The organism is Alcaligenes faecalis, assembly GCF_041521385.1.
Classification (GTDB): domain Bacteria; phylum Pseudomonadota; class Gammaproteobacteria; order Burkholderiales; family Burkholderiaceae_B; genus Alcaligenes; species Alcaligenes faecalis_E.
This window is the reverse complement of sequence record NZ_CP168006.1, coordinates 2,083,355-2,108,612: the sequence shown is the minus strand read 5'-3', so window position 1 is coordinate 2,108,612 and position 25,258 is coordinate 2,083,355. Positions and strand designations below refer to the sequence as shown.

19 protein-coding genes are annotated in these 25,258 nt (G+C 57.1%); 14 read left to right on the top strand and 5 right to left on the bottom strand.

Annotated features, from left to right (window positions below):
* The first annotated feature begins 167 nt into the window (after positions 1-167).
* On the top strand, positions 168-1,898 hold the full coding sequence (gene hutU, locus ACDI13_RS09505; protein ID WP_372372408.1) for a urocanate hydratase: 1,731 nt from the start codon (positions 168-170) through the stop codon (positions 1,896-1,898).
* 18 nt (positions 1,899-1,916) lie between these two features.
* Positions 1,917-3,461, top strand: a complete 1,545-nt coding sequence (gene hutH, locus ACDI13_RS09500) for a histidine ammonia-lyase (RefSeq protein WP_316990789.1) — start codon at positions 1,917-1,919, stop codon at positions 3,459-3,461.
* A gap of 272 nt (positions 3,462-3,733) precedes the next feature.
* On the opposite strand, the gene ACDI13_RS09495 is transcribed toward hutH, so the two are convergent.
* From ACDI13_RS09495 to ACDI13_RS09485, 3 genes are read right to left on the bottom strand one after another with little or no spacing between them, the layout of a single operon-like run.
* On the bottom strand, positions 3,734-5,155 hold the full coding sequence (locus ACDI13_RS09495; protein ID WP_316990790.1) for a formimidoylglutamate deiminase: 1,422 nt from the start codon (positions 5,153-5,155) through the stop codon (positions 3,734-3,736).
* Complete coding sequence (gene hutI, locus ACDI13_RS09490) at positions 5,152-6,381, bottom strand: imidazolonepropionase (protein ID WP_316990791.1); 1,230 nt, start codon at positions 6,379-6,381, stop codon at positions 5,152-5,154. Before hutI ends, ACDI13_RS09495 begins: the two co-directional genes overlap by 4 nt.
* Positions 6,382-6,385: 4 nt before the next feature.
* A complete protein-coding gene (locus ACDI13_RS09485; RefSeq protein ID WP_316990792.1) occupies positions 6,386-6,991 on the bottom strand; it encodes a HutD family protein in 606 nt (201 codons plus the stop codon).
* A gap of 295 nt (positions 6,992-7,286) precedes the next feature.
* Here ACDI13_RS09485 and ACDI13_RS09480 point away from each other — a divergent pair, with 295 nt between their 5' ends.
* The 11 genes from ACDI13_RS09480 to rpoH all read left to right on the top strand — a co-directional run bounded on the left by ACDI13_RS09480 (position 7,287) and on the right by rpoH (position 19,521).
* Positions 7,287-8,483: a PLP-dependent aminotransferase family protein gene (locus ACDI13_RS09480; protein WP_316990793.1), complete on the top strand. Its 1,197-nt coding sequence runs from the start codon at positions 7,287-7,289 to the stop codon at positions 8,481-8,483.
* Positions 8,484-8,693: 210 nt separating this feature from the next.
* Positions 8,694-9,638, top strand: coding sequence for a 4-hydroxybenzoate octaprenyltransferase (gene ubiA / locus ACDI13_RS09475; protein WP_316990794.1), 945 nt, complete (start codon positions 8,694-8,696; stop codon positions 9,636-9,638).
* Between the two features lie 38 nt (positions 9,639-9,676).
* The gene (locus ACDI13_RS09470; protein ID WP_316990795.1) at positions 9,677-10,936 is read left to right on the top strand and encodes a putative Na+/H+ antiporter; all 1,260 of its coding nucleotides are present in this window, start codon (positions 9,677-9,679) and stop codon (positions 10,934-10,936) included.
* A gap of 205 nt (positions 10,937-11,141) precedes the next feature.
* A complete protein-coding gene (locus ACDI13_RS09465; protein WP_316990796.1) occupies positions 11,142-11,405 on the top strand; it encodes an FmdB family zinc ribbon protein in 264 nt (87 codons plus the stop codon).
* Between the two features lie 11 nt (positions 11,406-11,416).
* Positions 11,417-12,076 (top strand): DUF502 domain-containing protein, encoded by a 660-nt coding sequence (locus ACDI13_RS09460; RefSeq protein WP_316990797.1) that lies wholly within the window; start codon positions 11,417-11,419, stop codon positions 12,074-12,076.
* Between the two features lie 42 nt (positions 12,077-12,118).
* Complete coding sequence (gene aspS, locus ACDI13_RS09455; protein ID WP_372372407.1) at positions 12,119-13,906, top strand: aspartate--tRNA ligase; 1,788 nt, start codon at positions 12,119-12,121, stop codon at positions 13,904-13,906.
* Between the two features lie 18 nt (positions 13,907-13,924).
* Positions 13,925-14,776 carry an endonuclease/exonuclease/phosphatase family protein gene (locus ACDI13_RS09450; RefSeq protein ID WP_316989245.1) on the top strand — a complete coding sequence of 284 codons (852 nt, stop codon included), beginning with the start codon at positions 13,925-13,927 and terminating at the stop codon, positions 14,774-14,776.
* Positions 14,777-14,817: 41 nt separating this feature from the next.
* On the top strand, positions 14,818-16,059 hold the full coding sequence (gene clsB, locus ACDI13_RS09445; RefSeq protein ID WP_316989246.1) for a cardiolipin synthase ClsB: 1,242 nt from the start codon (positions 14,818-14,820) through the stop codon (positions 16,057-16,059).
* Positions 16,060-16,211: 152 nt separating this feature from the next.
* The gene (locus ACDI13_RS09440) at positions 16,212-17,318 is read left to right on the top strand and encodes an S-(hydroxymethyl)glutathione dehydrogenase/class III alcohol dehydrogenase (protein ID WP_316989247.1); all 1,107 of its coding nucleotides are present in this window, start codon (positions 16,212-16,214) and stop codon (positions 17,316-17,318) included.
* 127 nt (positions 17,319-17,445) lie between these two features.
* Positions 17,446-18,339 carry an S-formylglutathione hydrolase gene (gene fghA / locus ACDI13_RS09435; protein ID WP_316989248.1) on the top strand — a complete coding sequence of 298 codons (894 nt, stop codon included), beginning with the start codon at positions 17,446-17,448 and terminating at the stop codon, positions 18,337-18,339.
* 285 nt (positions 18,340-18,624) lie between these two features.
* A complete protein-coding gene (rpoH, locus tag ACDI13_RS09430; RefSeq protein WP_316989596.1) occupies positions 18,625-19,521 on the top strand; it encodes an RNA polymerase sigma factor RpoH in 897 nt (298 codons plus the stop codon).
* 251 nt (positions 19,522-19,772) lie between these two features.
* Here the strand turns inward: rpoH and ACDI13_RS09425 are convergent, their stop codons facing one another.
* Complete coding sequence (locus ACDI13_RS09425) at positions 19,773-21,824, bottom strand: TonB-dependent copper receptor (protein WP_316989595.1); 2,052 nt, start codon at positions 21,822-21,824, stop codon at positions 19,773-19,775.
* Positions 21,825-21,922: 98 nt separating this feature from the next.
* The gene (locus ACDI13_RS09420; RefSeq protein ID WP_316989594.1) at positions 21,923-22,360 is read right to left on the bottom strand and encodes a DUF2946 family protein; all 438 of its coding nucleotides are present in this window, start codon (positions 22,358-22,360) and stop codon (positions 21,923-21,925) included.
* Positions 22,361-22,653: 293 nt separating this feature from the next.
* Here ACDI13_RS09420 and ACDI13_RS09415 point away from each other — a divergent pair, with 293 nt between their 5' ends.
* On the top strand, positions 22,654-25,254 hold the full coding sequence (locus ACDI13_RS09415; protein ID WP_316989597.1) for a cation:proton antiporter: 2,601 nt from the start codon (positions 22,654-22,656) through the stop codon (positions 25,252-25,254).
* Positions 25,255-25,258: the final 4 nt, after the last annotated feature.

Sequence of the window (25,258 nt, the reverse complement as noted above, 5' to 3'; positions counted from 1 at the left end):
AGCATATGCAAGACTCTCTTTCGTATATGTATAGACAACTTTAAAAAATGACTATACATTGGCGTGAGCTTACAAGAAAACCGTTGTTTTGTCGGCGCTTGGGTCTGCTTTCCGCGTGTGGAAACAGCCTGCCAGATAGAACCAGCGCGTATCCAGAGACACCCCAGATGGAGGACATCAGCATGCCTGATCATCACACTTCGGCGGCCAGCCAGGATCCACGTTTTGATGCCACGCGGCAGATTCATGCCCCTACGGGGACACAGCTCAGTTGCAAGAACTGGGTGGCGGAAGCCGCGTACCGCATGATTCAGAACAATCTGGACCCGGCCGTGGCCGAGAATCCCCAGCATCTGGTGGTGTACGGCGGCATCGGGCGTGCGGCCCGAAACTGGGAGTGCTACGACCAGATTCTGGCCAGCCTGCGCCAGTTGGAAGATAACCAGACGTTGCTGATCCAGTCCGGCAAGCCGGTGGGTGTGTTTCGTACTCATAGCGATGCGCCGCGTGTGTTGCTGGCCAACTCGAATCTGGTCCCTAAATGGGCCACGTGGGAGACGTTTCACGAGCTGGATCAGGCCGGTTTGTTCATGTACGGACAGATGACGGCAGGTAGCTGGATCTACATTGGCAGCCAGGGCATTGTGCAAGGCACGTACGAGACGTTTGCCGAGGCAGGTCGTCAGCATTTTGGTGGTTCGCTGGCCGGGCGCTGGATTCTGACTGCTGGCCTGGGTGGCATGGGCGGCGCACAGCCTTTGGCTGCCAGCTTTGCTGGGGCGGTATCGCTGACGATTGAATGCAAGCAAAGCAGTATCGACTTCCGTTTGCAGACTCGTTATCTGGATAAGCAAGCGCGCGATCTGGACCATGCGTTGGAGCTGATTGCCCAACACACTACGGCCAAGGAGGCTGTGTCGATTGGCTTGCTGGGTAATGCGGCCGATATATTGCCCGAACTGGTGCGACGCGCCCAAGCCGGTGGTTTGAAACCTGATCTGGTGACGGACCAGACGTCCGCCCACGATCTGCTCAATGGCTATTTGCCGTCAGGCTGGACGGTGGAACAGTGGCAGGCCGCGCAGAAAGACCCGACGCAACACACCCGCATTCAGCAAGCGGCCGCCAAGTCTTGCGCGGTTCATGTACAGGCCATGCTGGATTTCCAGAAAATGGGTATTCCGGTTGTGGACTACGGCAATAACATTCGCCAAGTCGCGTTTGATGAAGGCGTGGCCAATGCCTTTGACTTTCCCGGTTTTGTGCCCGCCTATATTCGCCCCTTGTTTTGCGAGGGCAAAGGCCCGTTCCGTTGGGTGGCCTTGTCGGGCGACCCGGAAGACATCTACAAAACCGATCAAAAGATCAAAGAGCTGTTCCCCGACAATCAGCACGTGCATCGCTGGCTGGACATGGCGCAGGAGCGCATTGCTTTCCAGGGCTTGCCTTCACGAATTTGCTGGCTGGGGCTGGGTGAGCGTCACCGCGCCGGTCTGGCCTTTAACGAAATGGTGCGTAACGGCGAGCTGAAAGCGCCGATTGTGATTGGCCGCGACCACTTGGATACCGGTTCGGTGGCCAGCCCCAACCGCGAAACCGAAAGCATGCGTGATGGCACGGATGCTGTGTCGGACTGGCCGTTGTTGAATGCCTTGCTGAATACCGCAGGCGGGGCTAGCTGGGTCTCGCTGCACCACGGGGGCGGGGTGGGCATGGGCTACAGTCAGCACGCGGGCATGGTGATTGTGGCTGACGGTACTGAGCAGGCTGACGTTCGTCTGGAGCGGGTCTTGATTAACGATTGCGCCAGTGGTGTGATGCGTCATGCGGATGCAGGCTACGAGCTGGCGATTCAAACGGCCAAGAATTTCGGGCTGACACTGCCCATGATCAAGTAAGAAAAACAGGACAGATAAATGAGCAAGAGTATCGAGCTTTCTCCCGGCGCACTGACTTTGGCACAATTGCGCCAAATCTGGCAGGAACCGACTGTTCTGACTCTGCCGCCAGAGGCGATCGGGGCCATGGATGCGTCCTCGGCCATTGTGGCCAAGATTATCCGTGAGGGTAATCCGGCTTATGGCATCAATACCGGCTTTGGCAAGCTGGCCCAGCAACGCATTCCCGACCACGATCTGGAGCAGTTGCAAAAGAACCTGATTTTGTCGCACTCCGTGGGGGTGGGCGAGCCGGTGTCCGATGCGGTGGCCCGCTTGATCATGGCCATGAAAATTGCCAGCTTGGCGCGCGGCTTTTCGGGGATACGCTCGCAGGTGGTCACGACCTTGCTGAACATTCTGAATGCGGGGGTGGTGCCTTTCATTCCGTCCAAAGGGTCTGTGGGGGCATCGGGCGATTTGGCGCCTCTGTCGCATATGACGCTGACCCTGATCGGTGAAGGACAAGCCAAGTGGCAGGGCGAATGGATGCCGGCTCAGCAGGCTTTGGCCAAGGCCGGTATCACCCCGATTGTGCTGGCGGCCAAGGAAGGGCTGGCGCTGATCAATGGTACGCAAGTGTCTACGGCTTTGGCGTTACATGGCCTGTTCCGCGCCCAGACCTTGTTCCGCAGTGCGATTTTGGCCGGTGCCTTGAGTGTGGACGCCGCCAAAGGCAGTGATGCGCCTTTTGATCCGCGTATCCATGAGGTGCGTGGGCAGCCAGGGCAGATTTATGCCGCCCGCCTGTATCGGCAGTTGCTGGCCGGTAGCCAGATTCGTCAGTCGCACCGTGACAATGACAACAAGGTGCAGGACCCCTACAGCTTGCGTTGCCAGCCCCAGGTCATGGGCGCGATTCAGGATCTGATCACGCAAAACGAACGTACCTTGCTGACCGAAGCCAATGCCGTTACGGATAACCCGCTGGTGTTCCCCGGCAAAAATGGCGAACCGGATCAGGTGCTTTCAGGTGGCAACTTTCATGCCGAGCCGGTGGCGTTCGCTGCTGATGGTTTGGCGCTGGCCATTGCTGAAATGGGTGCCTTGGCAGAACGCCGCGTGGCCTTGTTGATTGACGCCAGCATCTCTGGACTGCCCCCGTTCCTGGTACCTTCCGCTGGTTTGAATTCGGGCTTCATGATTGCTCATGTGACCGCGGCGGCTTTGGCTTCGGAAAACAAGTCGCTGGCACACCCTGCCAGTGTGGATAGTCTGCCGACTTCGGCTAATCAGGAAGACCACGTCAGCATGGCTACCTTTGCGGCGCGCAGGCTGGAAGACATGGCGCAGAACACGGCTGCGATTGTGGCTATTGAATTGCTGTGTGCGGCACAGGGTATTGATTTTCATGCGCCTTTGTTGACTTCAGCGCGTTTGAAGAAGGTGCAAGACGCGATTCGTCAGGTCGTGCCTTTCTACGATCAAGATCGCTATCTGGCACCGGACATTGAAGCTCTGAAAACTTTGGTGCTGGACGAGAGTCTGGCCGCGACGGCGGTGGATCTGTTTGAGCTTTCATGAAGGACTGCTGATTGTTGTTGTCTCCACGAACTTGTCCCTGGCCTGGATTACCAAGCCGGGGGTTTTTTTATGCATCACTCTGGGGGCTCATTGGATCCAGGGCAGGAAGCTGAGTAGAGTCGGGTGAGTAGTTCAATCAGCTTCCTGCCTTTTGCTTGTTGCTGGATTCGGCTAGACCATAATACGAGGCACTGAACGTGTCAGACAGCCTGGCTTCATTGCCTATGGTGTGCAGATCGCCATGAAGAAAATGGGTGGTCGGGTTATTGGATCTAGGCTTTTGTCATCAGACTTTCCAGCGTTTTTTTATAAGCCGCACAGGCCGCTTCTTCTTGCGGATGATGGCCATCCCTAATGCAGGTTTTACCGCTGACGAACACATCGCGAATCGGGTTGGTGTGGGCGCGTTCGGAAAAGACCAGAGCCGACAGCCAATGTTGGCTATCCAGTCCCGCCAGACTGGGGTGTTCCAAATCAATCACCATGAAATCCGCCTGATGGCCGGGGCGTAGCTGTCCGCTGGTTCGTCCGGAGGCCTGTGCGCCACCGCGCGTGCAGGTTTCAAACAAATAGTCCGCTACAAAAGGCTGTTGGGGGGAAGTCAGCACATTGCGTTGCTGACTGATCAATCGTTGACCATATTCCAGCAAGCGCAATTCGGCGCGCCAGTCCACGCAGATATGACTGTCTGAACCTAGGCCCATACGCCCTTGCTCAGCCAGAAAGGCGGCGGCGGGGAACAGGCCATCGCCCAGATTTGCCTCGGTGGTCGGGCACAAGCCTGCTACGGCACCGCTACGGGCAATTTGCTTGCGCTCCTGCTCGTCGATATGAGTGGCGTGGACCAGACACCAGCGTTCGTCCACATTGAAGTTGTCATACAGATAGGCCACTGGGCTGCAGCCCTTAATGTCCTGGCAGGCCAGCACTTCGGCCATTTGCTCGGCAATGTGGATGTGAATCGGGTGGCGCGAGGGCAGGCTGTGCAGGCCGTCGATCAGGGTATTGATGGAAGCAGTATTGGCGGCGCGCAGGGAGTGGGGCGCAATACCGTAACGCCGGTCCGCATGTAAGGGGTGGCTGTTGTGCAAGGACTCCAGCAGGTGCAGCAATTGTGTGGGGCTATTCAAAAAGCGTTGTTGATCCTGGCGGGGAGCCTGACTGCCGAAATTGCTGTGCTGATACAGCACGGGCAGCAGGGTAATGGCCAGCCCGCTGGCGCTGGCCGCTTCCATGACGCCTTGGGCCAGCAGGCCTATGGGTGCGTAATTTTGGCCGTCGCGCTGGTGATGCAGGTAATGGAATTCACACACGCTGGTATAGCCCGCTTTCAGCATCTGTATATAGAGCCATTGGGCGATGGCCTGCATATGCTCGGGTTCCAGACGGGCAGCGAAACGGTACATCAGGTCGCGCCAGCTCCAGAAGCTGTCCTGGCCTTGCCCCCGGAATTCGGTCAGCCCGGCCATGGCGCTTTGAAAAGCGTGTGAATGCAGATTGGGCATGCCCGGCAGTGCCGCGCCCAGTGCCTTATAGACGGAGCCTGCGGTGTCTATGTCTTGTTGGCTGGCTTCGGGGAGAACATGCGTTAGCGTACCGTCCAGATCCCAGCGCAGCAGTACATTGGCTTGCCATTGGCTGTCCAGATAGGCCCAAGGGGCCCAAAGTGCCTCATAGTGCCGCAGAATAGTCATGGTGACTCCTTACGCAGGTCACGGCTGATGATTCCTTGGTACACGACCAGGGCACAGCGTGGCAGGCCCAGCCAGTAGACCAGCTCAGGTAGGGAGTCTATATCCCAGGCGGCAAAGTCGGCGCGGGCCCCGATACTCAATTCACCGCTGATATCCGGGGCACCCAGGGCTTTGGCGGCATGGCGGGTGACGCCTGCCAGGGCCTCCGGGACTGTCAGCTTGAAAAGCGTGCTGCCCATGTTCAGCATCAATAATAGGGAGGCACAGGGGGAGGTACCGGGGTTGCTGTCGGTGGACAGGGCCATGGGCACGCCGTGTTTGCGTAGCAATCCGATAGGGGGCAACTGCGTTTCACGCAGGAAGTAGTAGGCACCGGGCAGGAGTACGGCCACGGTTCCTGCTTGTTTCATGGCGATGACACCGGCCTCATCCAGATATTCCAGATGATCGGTCGACAGGGCGTGATAACGGGCTGCCATTTCCGTACCGCCCAGGTTGGAGAGCTGTTCGGCGTGCATTTTGACGGGTAGACCCAGGTCCTGGGCTGCTTTCAGGACGCGCTCGGACTGCTTCAAATCAAAGGCAATGCGCTCGCAAAAGACGTCAACTGCATCGATTAGTCCTTCTTGTGCCAGCGTGGGCAGCATGTGATCGCACACCAGATCCAGATAGGCATCGGTTTGTCCGGCAAATTCAGGGGGCAGGGCATGGGCCCCTAAAAAGGTGGTGCGTACGGTGACCGGGCGCAGCTCACCCAGACGGCGGGCCACACGCAGCATCTTGCGCTCGCTCTCCAGATTCAGGCCGTAGCCGGATTTGATTTCAATCGCGGTGACGCCTTCGTCCAGCAAGGCATCCAGTCGGCGCAGGGCTTGGGCGAGTAATTCGTCTTCGCTCAGGGAGCGCGTGGCTTTGACGGAGGACACAATGCCGCCACCCTGGCGGGCGATGTCTTCATAAGAGGCCCCGGCCAGCCGCAGGGCAAACTCTTGGGCGCGATTGTCGCCGTAAACCAGATGAGTGTGACAATCGATCAGGCCAGGGGTGACCCAGCGGTTTCCCAGCCTGTGTTCGTGAGTAGGGTGTTGCCACTGCGCGGGCAGAGCAGGGCGCGGGCCCATCCAGGCGATACGGCCTGCCTGTTCGACCAGACACGCATCTTCGATGACGTGCTCGGGGTCGGCGTTGGGGGCCAGGCGTAAATCAGTCCAAAGTGTGTGGCTCATCATTTCATTCCGTGGGAGCGATATAGGCGTAGACCAGCGGGGCCGCAGTATGGTCGGCTTGCAGTTGCAGCGACAAGGGGGCGGATGTGCTGCCCGTCAGGGCTTGCCCGGCGTCCAGGGTCCAGCTCTGTGTGTCGGCCTGGAGCTGATAGCCGCCTTGCGGTGCATACAGAAAGTGCGTGCCAGTGGCCAAGCTTATGGGGGTGTTCCGTCCTTGCCAGGCTTGCAGGCTGCCCTGGGCTCGGCCCCGGCGCAGCATCAGATTCAAGTCCTGTGTCGGTCCTAGTGGCAACAAGCAGGCCATCTTGTCCTCGCCCGCGAAGGCGTAGGGCTGGAACGGGTGCAGCACATGAGGGTTTCCATTGTGAATTAACGGCATGTTGTTGCCTTGGATCAACATGATGTGTCGATCTATGCCGGGAAAGCACGAAAAATCGCCGGAGGTTTGGACCTGGGCCAGGCTGATGCGCCAGTCAAAGTGCTCATAATCGGAATTTTTTGGGGAACACCGTATTTCGCGCGTGGTGCCACCCCCGTTTTTCCAGGGCTGTGCAGGCAGGTTGTTGATGTTCAGCAGGCCAAGCGAAGTGGCAGGGTGGGGATCGCTCATGGTGGCATGGCTCCACGCAGATTTTCAGTTGTATATACAATAGTTGAGTATAGACAAAGTGCGACGATTGCCTTGAAGGGGAGGTCGATTTTTCAGGGTAAATCCCGAGCCGTTGCGGTTTGGCTACTTGCGCTGCAAGCCGCTTGGTGGCAAGGTATACGCTAATAAACCCGCGTCATAACTCATTCAAAGGTGCAGGATGCCTGGTTTGTCCGGCATCCTGCGTTCATTGTTGCAAGCTAGAAAGTTTGCATATGAAGTATTTAATCGTTCTTCTTCAGGACTTTTCCGAATCATGGATACCCTCTCGCAGTCTTTTACCTTTTCCCAACGTGCCCAGAAACTGAGTGGCTCCGCAATTCGTGAAATTCTCAAGGTCACTGCGCGTCCCGAGATTATTTCCTTTGCGGGCGGTCTGCCCACTCCAGCAGGCTTTCCTGTCGAGGAAATGCAAAGCGCGTTCAACAAGGTACTGGGCGAGCAGGGTCGTATGGCCTTGCAATACACCACCACGGAAGGCTATCTGCCCCTGCGTCAGTGGTTGGCAGAGCAAATGAGCGCCGAAGGCTCCCCTGTACACGCCGACGAAATCCTGCTGGTGAACGGTTCGCAGCAGGCGCTGGACATGCTGGGCAAGTTGTTCATTGATGAAGGCAGCAAGGTGTTGGTGGAATCGCCTACTTATCTGGGTGCCTTGCAGGCTCTGTCGGTGTACGACCCTTCTTTTGTGGCGATTCCTACCGATGGCCAGGGCATGATTCCCGAGTACGTATCCGCTCCTGAGGCCATGGGTGCCCGTTTGCTGTACGCGCTGCCCAACTTCCAGAACCCGACCGGTCTGCGTCTGCCCTTGGAGCGTCGTCAGGATCTGGTGGAACGATGTGCTGCCGCACATATCCCAATCGTCGAGGACGATCCCTACGGCGAACTGCGTTACGCGGGCGAACGCCTGCCCAGCTTGCTGTCTTTGGGTCGCAAGGCAGGCGCCACCGTGATTCGTCTGGGCACCTTCTCTAAAGTTCTGGCTCCTGGCCTGCGCCTGGGTTACATCGTGGCTCCTGCCAAAATCATCGACAAGCTGGTGCAGATCAAACAGGCCACGGACTTGCATACTTCCACGTTGACGCAGATGGCAGTATACGAAGCCGTACATAACGGTTTTCTGGAACAGCATCTGCCCAAAGTACGCGATATTTACCAGAAACAGTGCGCCATCATGCTCGATGCCATGGACAAGAACTTCCCGGACACGGCCCAATGGACCCGTCCTGAAGGTGGCATGTTCATTTGGGTGACCCTGCCCGAGCACGTGGATGCCACGGCCCTGTTGCAAAAAGCGATTGAAAATCTGGTGGCTTTTGTGCCTGGCGAGCCCTTCTACGCGGGCAAGGACGTCAAGCGCAACACCTTGCGCCTGAGCTTTGCGACGGTGCCCGAGGAAAAAATTCGCGAAGGTATCGCCATCTTGGGTAAACTCATCAAAGAAGCCTGATGGGTGTTTGGCAGGCAATGGACGCAAACTGATGGTCTGCGTCTTTTCACGCGCTGGCTGGGCCAGCGTTGTGGTTTTCACGGGCCGCCCATTTCGCTCTCTTTGCTCTTGGAGCACGAGCAGGTTCCTGGAATCCACCGCATACCCTCAGCCAGAGGGTATGCCTGTTTCTAGTCTATGGCTCAAGGCCTGGATTTAGGTTTTACCTCTATGACATCTCCATCCGCTTCGGAATCTTCCCCGCGCCCAGATCTGTCCGATATGCGCCCCACCAATGACTGGGTGGCGCGCTATTTGCCCGCCTCCTGGGGGCCTTATGCCCGTTTGTGCCGGCTGGACCGGCCAGTAGGCACCTGGTTGACCCTCTTGCCTGCTCTGGCCGCGCTGGTTCAGGCAGCGGACGGTATTCCTACCTTGTGGCGTGTGGTGATTTTTTCCCTGGGTGCCTTGTTGATGCGCGGTATTGGCTGCTGCTTTAACGATATGGCGGACCGCAACTTTGATCATCAGGTTGAACGCACCCGCTTCCGGCCCTTGACCAGCGGCCAGCTCACCATGCGCAAGGCCGTCATCTTCGTGCTGGCGCAGATGGTCGTGTGTGCCTTGCTGCTCTTGGCCATCAATGAATACAGCCGCTGGCTGGCGCTGGCCCTGTTCCCCATTGTGATGATTTACCCGCTGTGCAAGCGTTTTACCTATTGGCCGCAAGTGGTTCTGGGTATCTGTTTTAACTGGGGCATGCTGATGGCCTGGTCCGATACACAGAACATGGTGCCTTTGGGGGCGATTCTGATGTGGGTAGGCGCGATTGTGTGGCAGGTGGGCTATGACTCCATCTATGCCTATATCGACATGGCTGACGATACCAAGCTGGGTCTGCACTCGACCGCCTTGCGTTTTCGCGAGGCCGGCAAGACCTGGATCAGCGGTTTTTACATAGCTGCCATGCTGTGCTGGCTGGTAGGCGGCTTGCTGCTGGACGAGCGGATTTTGTATTACGCCGTGATGGCGGTTATTGGTGCTCATCTACTGTGGCAGATGAAGCATTTTGATGTGCGCTATCCCGAACGAGGCTTGCGCCTGTTCCGTGCCAACATCTGGGTGGGTGTTTTGCTGGTGGTGGCCGCGTTGGCGGGCACAATCAGTGTGGTTTGATACGCAGCAATTTACATACAGCTTTAAAGGTTTGAAGAATGGCCTCTCCTCTTGAGTATGTTGCAACGGCGCTCTTTGCCATTGCCATCGTCCACACCTTCTCGGTTCCGGTGTTTGCGCGCTTGGCCAATAAAGGCGGCAGCCATGCAGGGCTATGGCATATGTTGTCCGAGGTCGAGGCCGTGTTTGGCGTCTGGGCCTGTGTGCTGGTGGCCTATATGGCCGTTTTTGTAGACCTGCAGTCGGCCATCGAGTATCTGGAGAGCCGCAATTTTACCGAACCCATGTTCGTGTTTGCGATTATGGTGGTTGCCGCCAGCCGCCCGATTCTGGAGCTGGTGAACAAGATCGTGTCGGTGCTGGCGCGAGCGGTACCCGTGTCGAACCAGATTTCCACCTACTTCATCACCATTTCCGTGGTGCCCTTGGTGGGTTCCCTGATTACCGAACCTGCTGCCATGACCTTGGCGGCCTTGCTGCTGCATAAGGCGTATTTCCGCCATCAAGGCCATGCCGGTTTCAAGTATTTGACCGTAGGCGTGCTGTTTGTGAACGTCTCCATTGGCGGTGTCTTGACGGCGTATGCGGCACCGCCTGTCCTGATGGTCGCCAGCACGTTTGGCTGGGACAGCGCCTTTATGGCGACGCATTTTGGTTGGCGTGCAGTGTTGGCTGTCTTGATCAATGCCACTTTGATCACCCTGATTTGCCGTAAAGCCTTGATGGAAATGGGGCAGGGCATGCCCGAGCCCAGCCAAACCCAACGCCCGGTACCGATTGGTGTCATGGCGGTTCACGTGGCTTTCCTGATAGCGGTGGTGCTCGGTGCGCATCACCCCATTGTGTTCATGGCCTTGCTGATGTTGTTCATTGGTTATGCCCATTCGTACAAGCATTATCAGAACCCCTTGCTGGTGCGCGAAGGTCTGATGGTTGGTTTCTTTCTGGCCGGTTTGGTGGTGCTGGGTGGTTTGCAAAAATGGTGGTTGCAGGATCTGCTGGGTGGCCTGTCGCCGACGGTGCTGTTTTGGGGCGCAACGGCTTTGACTGCGGTTACTGATAATGCCGCCTTGACCTATCTGGGCTCTTTGGTGGAAGGCACATCGGATATTTGGCGATACATGCTGGTGGCCGGTGCTGTAACCGGCGGTGGTTTGACTGTCATTGCCAATGCGCCGAACCCTGCGGGTTTCTCCATTTTGAAAGGCAGCTTCCCGGACGGGGCGATCTCGCCGCTGCGCCTGCTGCTCAGCGCCGCAGCACCCACGTTGATTGCGGCTTGTTTGTTTTTGATCTAAATCGGATGGCCGCCATAGGCGGCCCGCCAGGCCGGAGAGAGACTCAGTGCGATTGAACACCAAAAAGGGCTAAAATCACGCACAGAAGTGCTTCTGTGAACTCTTTTCGGGTTCTGCTTGGGCGGGTCCCCAGCTTGAATTTGCTGGTATCGACCCTACTTATTTGTCTCTCGAAGTTTGTTTCGGCTTTTTGTTAGGATGAGTCGTGCCTATCTATGCGTATAAATGCAGCTCGTGCCAATACGAAAAAGATGTGCTGCAAAAAATGTCGGACCCTGTTTTAGAGGTTTGTCCAGAATGTCATCAGCCTACCTTTAGCAAACAGGTAACGGCGGCAGGATTCCAGCTCAAAGGTACGGGCTGGTATGTAACGGATTTTCGTAATCAGGGTGGCAGCAAGTCCGCGGACAGTGGCGCTACGTCCACGCCCGCACCTGCAGCGACACCTACGTCCTCACCGTCCAGCTAACACTACTTTCTATGCGCCCCTTCAAGCGTTATTTCGTCACTGGCCTGCTCATTTGGGTGCCCTTGGTCATCACTGTCTGGGTGATGACCTTGCTGATCGAAACGCTGGAGAGCGTGGTGCCGGAGTTTCTGTCTTCGCAGGCCCTGTTCGGCCTGCGTATTCCCGGTTTCAGAATTGTGCTGGTACTGGCGGTCTTGTTTGGCACGGGGTTGCTGGCGGCCAATTACCTGGGCCGTGCGGTGGTGGATCGTTGGGAATTGCTACTTGGGCGTATTCCTTTGGTGCGTTCCATTTATAATTCCGTCAAACAAGTCAGTGATACGGTGTTGGCACCCGATGGCCAGGCGTTTCGCGAGGCCGTTCTGGTGCAGTATCCCAGGGCGGGTTCCTGGACCATTGCCTTTTTGACTGGCACGCCGGGCGGACAAGTGGCACAGATATTGGGCGACGACTTTGTCAGCGTCTACGTGCCCACGACACCTAACCCGACTTCCGGTTTTTTCCTGATGATGCCTCGAGCCGATATACACAAGCTCGACATGACAGTGGATGCGGCGCTTAAATACATCGTATCCATGGGAGTGGTCGGCCCTGCGGAGTCGATCGCTTTACCCCCCGTTTCTGACCAGCCGGAGGGCCCCACAGGGACACCCCCCTTGGCTGGAACCTGAATTTTCCAATTTGCAGTTTTTACTATTTCGGAGTCATCCTAGATGCGTACGTGTTATACCGGCGAGGTTTCCAAAGAATACCTGGGCCAGACGGTCAATTTGTTTGGCTGGGTACATCGTCGCCGCGACCACGGGGGTGTGATTTTCATTGATCTGCGCGACCGTGAGGGTCTGGCGCAGGTTGTCGTCAATCCTGACAACGTGCAGGCCTTTGAAGTGGCCGAACGTATCCGTAATGAGTACTGCCTGCGCATTACCGGCCGCGTTCAGGCCCGCCCTGAAGGCACTGTCAACCCGGATCTGCGCTCGGGCGAGATCGAAATCGTTTGTGACGAAATCGAAATCCTGAACGCCTCGGTCACGCCTGCTTTCCAGTTGGATGACGACAATCTGTCCGAAACCACGCGTCTGACGCATCGTGTGCTGGATCTGCGCCGTCCGCAAATGCAGAACAACCTGATGCTGCGCTACAAAGTGGCCATGCAGTCCCGCCGCTATCTGGACGACCTGGGTTTCATCGATATTGAAACGCCCATGTTGACCAAGAGCACTCCTGAAGGCGCTCGCGACTACCTGGTTCCTTCCCGTGTGAACGCAGGCGAGTTCTTCGCGCTGCCCCAGTCGCCCCAGTTGTTCAAGCAAATGCTGATGGTGTCTGGCTTTGACCGTTACTACCAGATCACCAAGTGTTTCCGCGACGAAGACCTGCGCGCTGACCGCCAGCCAGAATTCACCCAGATCGACTGCGAAACCTCCTTCCTGAACGAAGAGCAGATTCGCGATATCTTTGAAGGCATGGTCACGCACATTTTCCGCACGGTGCAAAACGTAGAACTGCCCAAGTTCCCCACCATGAGCTGGACCGAAGCCATGCAGCGATACGGCTCGGACAAGCCTGACCTTCGTGTCAAGCTGGAGTTCGTGGATGTGGCTGACCTGATGCGTGAAGTGGACTTCAAGGTCTTCTCCGCTCCCGCCAATGACCCATCCTGCCGCGTGGTTGCCTTGCGCATTCCTGGTGGTGGCGCCATGCCCCGCAGCGAAATCGACGCCTACACCAAGTTCGTCGGCATTTACGGTGCCAAGGGTCTGGCTTACATCAAGGTCAACGATGTTGCCTCGATTCCCGAAGGCCTGCAGTCGCCTATCGTCAAGAACATCAATGTTGATGTCCTGAAACAGGTGATGGAGCGTACAGGCGCCCAGAACGGTGATTTGATCTTTTTTGGTGCGGACAAGGCCAAGATCGTCAACGACGCGATCGGTGCCCTGCGTATCAAGGTGGGCCACAGCGAGTTTGGTAAAGAAAACGGTTTGCTTGAAGAGGGCTGGAAACCTCTGTGGGTGGTGGACTTCCCGATGTTTGAGTACGACGAGGGCGAGAACCGCTACTTTGCTGCTCATCACCCCTTCACCAGCCCCAAAGACGGCCATGAGGATTTGCTGGAAACCGATCCCGGCAAGGCCTTTGCCAAGGCTTATGACATGGTGCTGAACGGTTGGGAAGTGGGTGGCGGCTCGGTCCGTATCCACCGTGCCGACGTTCAAAGCAAAGTGTTCAATGCCTTGAAGATTGGTCCTGAAGAAGCACAACTGAAGTTCGGCTTCCTGCTCGATGCGCTGCAATACGGTGCGCCTCCACATGGCGGTCTGGCTCTGGGCCTGGATCGTCTGGTCACTTTGATGGCCGGTGCCGATTCGATTCGTGACGTGATTGCGTTCCCCAAGACACAGCGTGCTCAGTGTCTGTTGACCCAGGCCCCATCGGCGGTGGATGAGCAACAACTGCGTGAGTTGCATATTCGTCTGCGGGCGATTGAAAACAAGTAAGTCAGGGCGGGGGACGGCGTGTCAGTGATTCGGGTGGTCAGCTACAACATTCACAAAGGCCGCTCGGCTTCGGGCAAACGGGAGTCTTTGGCGGATCTGCGCCTGGGACTCTACGGCTTGTCTCCCGACTTGTTGTTTTTGCAGGAAGTGCAGGGGCGTAACCAACTGCAAAGCAGTCTGGACGCCCAGCACGAATCGCTGGCTGCTGCCTTGCGTATGAATACGGCTTACGGCTGCAACGTGGTTCGTCCACATACGGACCACGGCAACGCCTTGCTGTCGCGCTTTCCCATTTTGCAGTACGAAAATCAGGACATTTCCGACCATCGTATGGAGCAGCGCGGTTTGCTGCATGCCGTTATTGATGTTGGTGGCCGTCCAGTGCATTGCATTGTGGTTCATCTGGGATTGTTCAACAGTGGCCGGGTTCGCCAGGTTCAGGCCTTGCTCGATCGCATCAAGCGCATTGTCCCTGCGGACGAGCCCTTGTTGATTGCGGGTGACTTCAACGACTGGAATAACCGCCTGGCGCCTATCTTTGTGCAGCAATTGAATCTGTATGAAGTGTTTTCCTTCTCGCCTCGTGGTCAGGCCGATAACCGCTTCCGTTTGCGTCAGCCCATCAAATGGCTGCGTACCATGCGCAAAAGTGGGCTGGTGGTGCCGGATCAAGGCATTCAACTGGGCGTGAATGGCGCCGCACGCATGACCCCCCCCCCTCGTACTTTCCCGGCGGCTTTTCCCTGGTTACGTCTGGATCGTGTCTATCAGCGTGGTTTTGCGGTGCGTAATGCCCGCGTGCTGGTGGGAGACCCCTGGAAGCAATTGTCCGATCATGCCCCTATCCTGACCGAGCTGGAGCTGCCGTAACGGAGCATTCAGTGGTTTCCTAACGCATAGGCCTAGCCAGCATGCCGAGTCTGAAGCGCGATCCACTTTGGCACGAAGGTAATCACATTACCTTGCTGCAAAATGGCCAGGAGTTTTTTCCGGCTATTTGCGAAGCCATCGATCAGGCCAGAAAGCGCCTGCATCTGGAAACCTATATCTTCAATCTGGACGATAGTGGTCACTGTGTTTTGGACGCCTTGCGTCGAGCCAGTGAGCGCGGTGTGCGCGTACGCGTGGTGATTGATGGCTTTGGCAGCGATGTGCATGCCTTGCAAATTGCCAAGCAGTTAAAGGCGATGCGTGCGCGCTACCGGATTTATCGCCCCAAGCCGCAAGGGTGGCGCGAACCGCGCTTGTCCTTGCGACGCCTGCGCAGACTGCACCGGAAGATGCTGGTGGTCGATGAGCGCATTGGTTTTGTGGGTGGTATCAATATTCTGGATGACTTTGATGACGTGCCCTTGATCGATGGGCGGGGCAGGCCGCGCTTTGATTTTGCCGTGCGCTGCGAAGGGCCGATTGTGGATGATATGGTGCGGGCGCAGCAGGCTTTATGGCTGCGTATGGCTTGGCGCAGACGCAAGGATTGGGATAGCTTCACCCAGCGTTTTACCTTATGGCGTGAGTGGCGCAAGCGCCGTCAGGAGCGCAAGAAGGCGGAGCAGGCGGGTCAGGTTTTTGAGGGCGTGCGGGCCACTTTGTTGCTGCGGGATAATGTGCGCCACCGCCAACAAATTGAGCAGGCTTATTTGCAGTTGTTGTGCAAGGCGAAAGAGCAAGTCATTTTGGCCAACGCCTATTTTTTTCCGGGCCGTACCTTGCGGCGGCATATTGAACAAGCCGCTGAACGTGGCGTACGAGTGCGCTTGTTGTTGCAAGGCCATGCTGAATACTTCCTGCAATATCGGGCCTGTAGATTCATGTATGGGCAGTTGCTGGATCATGGCATTGAGCTGTACGAGTACAAAGCCAGCTATTTGCACGCCAAAGTCGCTGTTATTGATGACTACTCTATGGTGGGCTCATCCAATCTGGACCCGTTCAGTTTGCTGCTGGCGCGCGAGGCCAATGTATTGATTCAGGATCAGTCATTTACCCAGAATTTGCAGACCAAGCTGGAGTACGAGATTGAACACAATGCCGTCCGAGTTTACCCGGAGCAATATCAGCGCCTGGGAGTGTTCAGCCGGCTGATCGATTACCTGGCTTATGGTATGTTGCGCCTGGGTGTGCTCCTGACGGGCAAATCGTCCTTGTATTGATGCCTGCCAGGTGATTTGTACGGGGCTTTACCCATACAAGGTGCCGTCAGCCGGGCTGCGCCTTATAAAATACTCTCTATACTTGAAGAGTTTGGTCCCGAAGGACTGAGTTTGCCGTAACCATAATTACTTTTACCCGGAGGGTGGACCCTATGAAAACACGTGCAGCTGTTGCCTGGAAAGCGGGCGCACCGCTAACGATTGAAGAGGTCGATCTGGCAGGACCCCAAGCGGGCGAAGTGCTGGTCGAGATCAAGGCGACAGGCATTTGCCATACTGATTACTACACCCTGTCTGGCGCTGACCCAGAGGGTTTGTTCCCTGCCATTTTGGGCCACGAAGGCGCCGGCGTGGTGCTGGATGTAGGTGCTGGCGTGACCAGCCTGCGTCCCGGTGATCACGTGATCCCTCTGTACACACCCGAGTGCCGCCAGTGCAAATCCTGCCTGTCGCGCAAGACCAACCTGTGTACCGCCATTCGCTCTACCCAGGGCAAGGGCCTGATGCCCGATGGCACCTCGCGTTTCTCCATCGGCGGCAAGCCAGTGCACCACTACATGGGCACATCGACTTTTGCCAACCACATCGTGGTGCCAGAAATTGCCTTGGCCAAGATCCGTAACGACGCACCGTTTGACAAGGTGTGCTATATCGGCTGTGGCGTGACGACAGGCTTGGGGGCGGTGTTGTTCACCGCCAAGGTGGAAGCCGGTGCCAATGTGGTGGTGTTCGGTTTGGGCGGTATCGGCCTGAACGTGATCCAGGGTGCCAAGATGGTGGGTGCTGGCAAGATCATTGGCGTGGACATCAACCCCGAGCGCGAAGCCATGGCTCGACAGTTCGGCATGACCGATTTTGTGAACCCCAATGACGTTGAAAATGTGGTGGATCACATTATTCAACTGACTGATGGCGGCGCCGATTACTCCTTTGAGTGTATTGGCAACACCAAGGTCATGCGTCAGGCGCTGGAGTGCTGCCACCGCGGTTGGGGCCAGTCCATCATTATTGGTGTGGCCGAGGCGGGTGCTGAAATCTCCACCCGTCCGTTCCAACTGGTCACAGGCCGCGAATGGAAGGGCTCCGCCTTTGGTGGCGCTCGTGGCCGTACCGACGTGCCCAAAATTGTGGACTGGTACATGGATGGCAAGATCAATATCGATGATTTGATCACCCACACCTTGCCACTGGAACGCATTAATGAAGGCTTCGACTTGATGAATGCCGGTAAATCCATCCGTTCGGTGGTGATGTACTGATCGACGTCGCTGCAAGAGGGAGCAGGCCGCTGCCTGCCCCCTTTATCCCGGTGCCAGAGTCCGTTGCCGCCCTGGGGGCGTGCCACCGGCTTTGGGCCGGATCTGCAATTGGGAACACGAGGGGGCTATGACTCAGACACTGGAACTGCTCAACGAACACCGCTGTTTTAATGGTTGGCAGCGTTATTATCAACACGCTTCGCAGACGATTGGTTTGCCTATGCGTTTTTCTGTGTATATGCCGCCGCAACTACAGGCTAGCGCCCAGAAAGGGGCCGACAGCTTGGCAGCGGCAGTCGGGCAAGGCCGTGTGCCTGTGCTGTTTTTTCTGGCAGGGCTGACCTGCACGGAAGAAACCTTCATGATCAAGGCCGGTGCCCAGCGTTACGCTGCCGAGCACGGCATTATGCTGGTGACTCCCGACACCAGCCCGCGTGGCGCTGGTGTGGCAGGGGAGGATGAGGGCTGGGATCTGGGAACTGGTGCTGGTTTCTATCTGGATGCCACTGAACCGGGCTGGAACAAGCATTACCGCATGGAAAGCTATGTGACCCAGGAGCTGTTTGAGCTGGTCACGACCATCCTGCCCGGTGACGCCAGCCGTGTGGGTATTTTTGGTCATTCCATGGGCGGCCATGGTGCCTTGACGCTGGCTTTGCGCCATCCCGGCAAGTACCGCTCCGTGTCGGCCTTTGCGCCTATTGCTGCGCCAACCCGCTGCCCCTGGGGTGAAAAAGCCTTTGGTGCCTATTTGGGTCAGGACAGGCAGGCATGGGAACAACACGACGCCAGCGCCTTGATGGCCAAGGCCAGCACACCGTATCCCGCCGGTATTTTGGTGGATCAGGGTTTGAGCGACGGTTTTCTGGCTGAACAACTGTATCCGGAAGTATTCGAGCAGGCGTGCGAGCAGGCCAATCAGCCTTTGAGCTTGCGCCGTCACGACGGCTATGACCACGGCTACTACTTCATCTCGACCTTCATTCAGGACCATCTGAATTTCCACGCCGAGCGACTGTGATCGCTGGATAAACAAGGTCGCACTTTGTTATTTTCAGGTGGGCGTTAAGGCGTTACTCTCAGGCAGCCCTGTTTTTTTGCCTGTTTGTGGCGTTCTGCCCACCGATTTTCCGCGGTTTCCCCCAAGTAGTGAACTTTTTCTTGCTGCGTCGCTCTTATTCCTGTACTCGAAATTTTTAGCACTCCAGACCATCGAGTGCTAAACTCAACGATTGTTGAAATACGTTTTCTGCGGTTTGAGGGCCTTGTTGAGTGCTCTCGCCGGCTGACCTTTGAAGGATTTTCCATGACACAACAAGCGAACGCTTTGGCCCTGACGTCTGGTAATGAACTCGTCGCCGCCGTGTCTAATCCAGGCGCACTGGGGACGATCGAAGCGTATATTTCTGCTGTTAATCGCCTGCCCATGCTTAGCGCCGAACGCGAAACTGAGCTGGGCCAGCGCCTGCGCGACCAGGACGACCTGGACGCAGCGCGCGAACTGATTTTGTCGCACCTGCGTCTGGTGGTTTCCATTGCCCGCCAGTACCTAGGCTACGGCTTGCCGCATGCCGATTTGATTCAGGAAGGTAACGTGGGTTTGATGAAGGCCGTCAAACGCTTTGACCCCGATCGCGGTGTGCGTCTGGTGTCGTTTGCCGTGCACTGGATCAAGGCCGAGATCCACGAATATGTCGTGCGCAACTGGCGCATGGTGAAAGTGGCGACCACCAAGGCCCAACGCAAACTGTTTTTCAACCTGCGCCGCATGCGTCCGGACGGACAAACGCTGGATACAGCTCAGGTTGATGCGATTGCACGTGAGCTTGATGTGCGTCCACAGGACGTTAGCGAGATGGAGGTGCGTCTGTCTGGTCACGATATGGCTCTGGAAGCCCCGACCCATGACGACGATGACAATTTCGCCCCTATCTCCTACCTGTCCGACGAAGGGCAGGAGGAACCTTCGCGTGTGCTGGAGCGTCGTGCTCAGGACATGCTGGAAGGCAGCGGTCTGGAAGAAGCGATCGACACACTGGACGAGCGTTCGCAGCGCATTGTGCGCGCCCGCTGGTTGCAGGACGATGGTGGCGCGACCTTGCACGATCTGGCCGCTGAATTTGGCGTGTCGGCAGAGCGCATCCGTCAAATCGAGGTGGCTGCCTTCAAGAAGCTGCGCGTCGCCTTGGCGCCAGCGGCTTAAGCCGTTTTAAAGAGTTACAACTTTTCAGGGAAACGGGTAGAACTTACGCTGATCTTCGCGGACTAAACAATACATTTGCTGATTTTTGCCACCTATGCAATTCGGCATTTGCACATCCGCTTCGGCTTCTCCTCTTCCCCTCCCTTTTGAAGCGGATGTTTATGGGACACCAGTTAGGTGTCCCTTTTTTTTGCTCTGATTGCTTAGCGGCGTTGCCTGCCGAGCCCATCTGACCCGGCAGGCAAAAACGATCAGAAAGTCAAAGCAGCACGCAGCCACAGGGTGCGGCCAGGGTCATTAAAGCGGGTCGCTGCCCCAAAACCAAAACCACTGTTCCCGGCCAGGTTCAGGTGTTCGCCGTAAGTCTTGTCGAACACATTGTCCACACCGGCGGTCAGAGACAGATTGCGGTTGATCTTGTAGCCGCCGTACAGCGACAAGGTGCTGAAACCACCCGTAGGCCCGAAGTCGTAACCCACCACATTCCCTTGTCCCTGCGAATAGCGAGTTTGCTTGGCCACAATGCGCCAGATACCGCCTGCAGACCAGGGGCCCTGCACATAGTCAGCCGTCAAACGCAGATCCAGCGGGGGCATTTGTGGCAGGGCGCGGCCATCGGTGCTGTTGCGGCCCCAGGCATAGGCCAGACTGCCGCCCAGAGTCCAGTTGGGTGTCGCGTTCCAGTCCGCACCCAATTCGCCGCCCATGATGCGGGCCTTGACGTTTCTGGCCTGAGTTTTCATGCCCATCATGCCGCCGGGCAGGTAGTCAAACAGGATGTAATCCTGGATCTGGCCAATATAGGCGGAAGCCCAGGCCGAGACTGTTTCATCCTTGTACTGCGCACCAAAATCCAGCTGTGTGGTCTTTTCAGGCTGAATGCCCAGGAAGGCACTGGCGCTACCTTGCGGGCCGCTGGCCGGGGAAATCAGCTCCCAGTAGTCCGGCATGCGTTGGACATGGCCAATACCGGCGTACAGGCTCAAGGGCAGGGAATCCAGATCATGCTCGATACGCAGGAAAGCACTGGGCAGGGTTTCTCTACGGCGCTCGTTCGCACCGGGGTTGGGCTTGCTCATCATGCCACTGCCCAGGCTGGGTCGCAGGTCGCGGGCACTGGCCCAATCCAGACGTGCGCCACCCATCAAACGGCTGGCGTCGTTCAGATCCCAACGGGCTTCGGTGAACAGGCCAATATTGTCAAACTCGGCATCTTTCACCCAGTCCTGATCGCGGTAGTCCTGCATGCCCATACCGCTGCGTTTGCGATGGCGGCTGCGCATCAAATCAGCACCCGTGGTCAAGGTCAGGTCCTCACTCAAGGCCCAGTCCATGCTTAGACGGCCACCCCAGGTCAGGCGGTCCACATTGGAGGCCATAGGCATGGACATGCCACCACCCGGTTTGAAGGTGCGCAGCCCGTAGTTGTCCATCACGTGATCGGCGTAGTTGTAGTAGAGCTGGGCCTCTACATTGCGTAGCACGCCTTCGTGCATATCCTTCTTGAAACGCAGACCCAAGGTTTCACGTTTGAATTTTGTGCCATCCATGCCACGACCAGCATAGCGGGCATAGCCGTCGCCTGTGCCTGCACTGAGCTCCAGCAAGGTATCGGCATCCGGTGTCAGGCCAATGGCGACGTCCGTATTCCATTTCTTCCAGCGCGAGGGCACACGTTCGCCATCACCGTCCTTGTAGTCCTGAGCGCGATCTTGATTGGCAGTCAGGCGGGCATAGTAAGAGGCATTGCCAGCCGCAAAGTCCACATTGCCTGCGTGACGGCCAGCCGAACCGCCCAGAATACTGGCGTCCAGCGTGGCGTCGTTCTCGGTAAAGCCGGGCGCTTTGCGCTCGAAGCGTACCGTTCCGGCAGAAGCACCCGGGCCCCAGCGCACGCTTTGAGGGCCCTTGATGATGGTCAGTTCATCAAAGGATTGGGGCGAAATGTAGGAGGTTGGCGCATCCATGCGTGACGGGCAGGCACCGGGCATGGAGCTGCCATTGGTCAGCACATTCAGACGCGAGCCAAACATGCCACGCAGCACGGGGTCCCCATTGCTGCCGCCATTACGGATGGCTGCAAAGCCAGGAATGGTTTTCAAGTAATCCGTGCCGTCGCTGGTAGGCAAGGGCAGGCGGGGCAGTTTGGGGTTGGTGCTGAACTGCAAGGGGGATTCAGGTGCCACCCCGGTCACCACGATAGGGCTGAGTTGTTCAATAACGCTGGATTGGGCCAGGGCAAGAGAGGGCACGCAGGCCAGCACACCGGCGCTGATCAGGCCGGGGTTTATTAATTTCTTCATGACTAAATTCCGAAGAGCAGCCGTCGTCCAGCGGCAAACCCGCTTGGGCGATAGCAACAAAGGAGAAAAGGCGTGGCGGCAGAGCCGAACGCGGGGAATCAGACAGGAAGAAGAGAGGGCGGGGCGCGTTGTCCTACCGGCGGGCCGCGAATAAAGGCCTGCACCAATGCAGGATCAAGCGGGGGAAGCAGGAAAGGCCGGAAGTGGCCCAGGCTCAAGGGCGTAATGACCGCAACAGGCGCGGGCGTTAACGCGGCTTGCAGCATGACGCAGAACGGGCAGGTGGCGCTGGTAGTGGCCTGGTCTGAATGGTCGGCGGTGTCCTCGCCTAACAAGGCTGCCCAGTGCTGCACCATCTCAGGGGGCAGGTTTTGTCCTGAAGGTAGACAGAAGGCCAGGGCATAACCCTGATCGCTTTGCGTGGGCATGTAGCCCGCAGGCACGATCCCGCGCAGCACCACAGCCAGCAACAACAAGCCCAGGCCCAGACGATGGGGCCAGCGAGTCGCAGCAAGGAAGGGGCGCTGAAAATTCATGATGCAAAAGTATAACCAGTTATGTCTGGTATCAATTTGCGCTGGCGCAGCGTGTGAACCATGGATTGCGATTTCATCTTTTCTGGTGTCTTTCTATTTCTCCAGGCTTTTCATTGAGCAAAAAACGTAAATTTTGCGAGAAAAAGATAGTTCGGCGGCTGTGATGCGGGGAAAAGGCGCTATTCTGCCTTATGCGGAAAGCGGGGGGATTTTCCGTGTCGATCTGGCCTGCCCATGCCTGAATGCGTAGGTACATGCCGGTAGACTCAATGCCGATGACAAAGGATGTCGCGATGCAGATTGGGCAGTTTGTTTTTGGGTTGGCAGGCCTGTTGGGGCTGGTTGCCTTTATGCCGCCTTTGGCGGGACGCTTGCGACTGCCGTACTCTGTACTCTTGGCCCTGATCGGCTTTGCGCTGGGCATCCTGTTGCACCTGCATGCCTGGGCACCCAAGATGGTGTCGGACTTTCTGAGCACCCTGCAAGCCTTCGACATCTCCTCCGAGACCTTCCTTTACGCGTTCCTGCCTATCTTGCTGTTCGAGACTTCGCTGGCCATGAACCTGCGCCGCTTGCTTGACGATATAGGCGCCATCTTGATGATGGCTATTGTGGCTGTGGTGGTCTGTACGTTTGCCGTGGGCTACGCCCTGAATGTGGTCTCTTCCTATGGGTTGGTGGTCTGTTTGATGCTGGGTGCCATTGTGGCCACCACAGACCCAGTTGCGGTGGTGGGTATCTTCCGTGAAGTGGGTGCGCCTAAACGTTTGTCCACGCTGGTCGAGGGCGAGGCCCTGTTCAATGATGCGGCCTCCATTGCCCTGTACTCGGTGTTGCTGGCGGTGTTGACTGGCGGTGGCGAATTAAGTGGCAGCACCGTGCTGGGCAGTTTTCTGTTCAGCTTTTTGGGCGGTGGTGTGGCGGGTTTCCTGATGGGGCGTCTGGCCAGTGGTCTGTTCGTGCTTTTACGAGGCTGGCCCGCAGCGGAGGTGACACTGACCATCGCCTTGGCGTATCTGGCCTTTTTTGTGTCCGAGCACTATCTGGGCGTATCCGGTGTGGTTGCCACAGTCATTTCCGGTTTGGTGGTGGGCTCCACAGGCCGCACCCGCATGTCGCCCGCGACCTTTGAACTCTTGAGCAGCTCCTGGACCCAGATGGGCTTCCTGGCCAATTCCTTGATCTTCTTGTTTGCTGCCATGTTGATTCCGCGCCTGATGGCTGAAATCACCTGGATGCAGATTGGCCTGGTTGTTTTGCTATTTGTGGTGACCTTGCTGGCACGGGCTGTCATGGTGTTTGCCGTGCTGCCCTTGCTGGGGCGCACTCGCTTTGGCACCCGAGTCAATCGCCCCTATCGGGTGGTGATTTTATGGGGTGGCCTGCGGGGTGCGGTGTCCTTGGCCTTGGCCTTGGCCGTCACCGAGCAACACGCGATCCCGCATGATGTGCGCCAGTTCATCGGCGTGGCCACCACCGGCTTTGTGCTGCTGACCTTGTTTGTGAACGGGATCAGTCTGCGGCCTTTGATTCGTCGTTTGGGTCTGAACCAACTGACTCCTCTGGAGCGTCACCTGCGCGATCAGGCGGTGAGCCTGGCCCTGGAAGAGCTGCGCGACAAGACCGAGGAGCTGGGTCGACAAGAGCAAATCAAACCACAAGTTATTGAGCGCCTGTGTACGGTGTTTGAGGCCAGTCAGGCCGGTGTGGCGTCGGGTCAGATTCAAAGCCTGACCGAAGCACAGAAGGTAAAAATGGGCATGGCGATTTTGTCGGCCCGTGAAGTGGAGCTGTTTTACGAGCAGTTGAAATCGCAGATTGTGGATTGGAAAACAGCCGAGTCCTTGTTAAGCCGGGCCGAGCGCATGAACGATACGGTGCGTCAGGCGGGTTTGGCTGGTTTTGAGGCCGCCATTGCATCGGACCTGCGTTACTCGCGGGGGTTTCGTTACGCCTTGCGCTTGCATTATCTATTTGGCCGGCAAGGTTGGCTGGTCCGGGAACTGGACAAGCGTTTCTCGAACTTGATTGCCAAGCGGTCTGTGGCCCAGCGTCTGATACGGTTTGCCGAAACTGAACTGACGCCCTTATTGGGACAACAGGCCACAGGTACGATTGTGCAGGCTCATAAACTGCGACTGTCTCAACTGGAAGACGCCTTGCATTCTTTGACGCTGCAATACCCGGTGTTCGCGCAGTGGTTGCAGGAGTCCTATCTGGCACGGGTGGCGGCGGCACAAGAACGGGCGCATTACCGCACCATGCTGTCGCACTCCTTGATTACCAGCGAAATGTACGCGGATCTGGTTAAACAGATCACACAACGCTGGCGCTATCTGGAGGAACGTCCCACCCTGGACATGACCATGAGTGCCATGGAGCTGATTGCCCAAGTGCCTATATTCGATGGCATTTCCGAGCAGGCTAAAAAAGATCTGGCTCGGCGCTTGCGTCCGCGTCTGGCCCTGCCGGACCAGAAAATTCATTTGCGCTACGGCGGTATGCGCGTCATGTTCTTTGTGGCTTCCGGGGCGCTGGAGCTGACCTTGCCCGATGGCAGTCTGGTGGAATTGGGGACAGGGCAGACGATTGGCGAAGTCAATGTCGTGGAACATAGCGACCATGCAGGTGAAGTACGCTCCCTGGGCTATAGCCGCCTGCTGATGTTAACCGAGCGCGATTTCGATGCCTTGCGTGGCAAAGACCCCATTTTCAGTGAAAAGATCGAGGCCGTGGTGCGACAGCGCCAACGCGCGTATCAAGTGTGGCAAGAGTTCGAGTCCGGCCAACGCCAGCACGAAGAGCTGCCACCGCTGTTTGGTTTGGCGCATGCTTTGAGTGAGGCGGAGAGTTTCGTGGGGCCGCCGTTACCACCTAAGACGCAAGAAAGTTGAGTAG

Excerpts from the sequence above, each read along its gene's own strand:
- hutU (WP_372372408.1), top strand. The coding sequence starts at position 168 with ATGGAGGACATCAGCATGCCTGATCATCACACTTCGGCGGCCAGCCAG.
- hutH (WP_316990789.1), top strand. The coding sequence starts at position 1,917 with ATGAGCAAGAGTATCGAGCTTTCTCCCGGCGCACTGACTTTGGCACAA.
- ACDI13_RS09495 (WP_316990790.1), bottom strand. The coding sequence starts at position 5,155 with ATGACTATTCTGCGGCACTATGAGGCACTTTGGGCCCCTTGGGCCTAT.
- hutI (WP_316990791.1), bottom strand. The coding sequence starts at position 6,381 with ATGAGCCACACACTTTGGACTGATTTACGCCTGGCCCCCAACGCCGAC.
- ACDI13_RS09485 (WP_316990792.1), bottom strand. The coding sequence starts at position 6,991 with ATGAGCGATCCCCACCCTGCCACTTCGCTTGGCCTGCTGAACATCAAC.
- ACDI13_RS09480 (WP_316990793.1), top strand. The coding sequence starts at position 7,287 with ATGGATACCCTCTCGCAGTCTTTTACCTTTTCCCAACGTGCCCAGAAA.
- ubiA (WP_316990794.1), top strand. The coding sequence starts at position 8,694 with ATGACATCTCCATCCGCTTCGGAATCTTCCCCGCGCCCAGATCTGTCC.
- ACDI13_RS09470 (WP_316990795.1), top strand. The coding sequence starts at position 9,677 with ATGGCCTCTCCTCTTGAGTATGTTGCAACGGCGCTCTTTGCCATTGCC.
- ACDI13_RS09460 (WP_316990797.1), top strand. The coding sequence starts at position 11,417 with ATGCGCCCCTTCAAGCGTTATTTCGTCACTGGCCTGCTCATTTGGGTG.
- aspS (WP_372372407.1), top strand. The coding sequence starts at position 12,119 with ATGCGTACGTGTTATACCGGCGAGGTTTCCAAAGAATACCTGGGCCAG.
- clsB (WP_316989246.1), top strand. The coding sequence starts at position 14,818 with ATGCCGAGTCTGAAGCGCGATCCACTTTGGCACGAAGGTAATCACATT.
- ACDI13_RS09440 (WP_316989247.1), top strand. The coding sequence starts at position 16,212 with ATGAAAACACGTGCAGCTGTTGCCTGGAAAGCGGGCGCACCGCTAACG.
- fghA (WP_316989248.1), top strand. The coding sequence starts at position 17,446 with ATGACTCAGACACTGGAACTGCTCAACGAACACCGCTGTTTTAATGGT.
- rpoH (WP_316989596.1), top strand. The coding sequence starts at position 18,625 with ATGACACAACAAGCGAACGCTTTGGCCCTGACGTCTGGTAATGAACTC.
- ACDI13_RS09425 (WP_316989595.1), bottom strand. The coding sequence starts at position 21,824 with ATGAAGAAATTAATAAACCCCGGCCTGATCAGCGCCGGTGTGCTGGCC.
- ACDI13_RS09420 (WP_316989594.1), bottom strand. The coding sequence starts at position 22,360 with ATGAATTTTCAGCGCCCCTTCCTTGCTGCGACTCGCTGGCCCCATCGT.
- ACDI13_RS09415 (WP_316989597.1), top strand. The coding sequence starts at position 22,654 with ATGCAGATTGGGCAGTTTGTTTTTGGGTTGGCAGGCCTGTTGGGGCTG.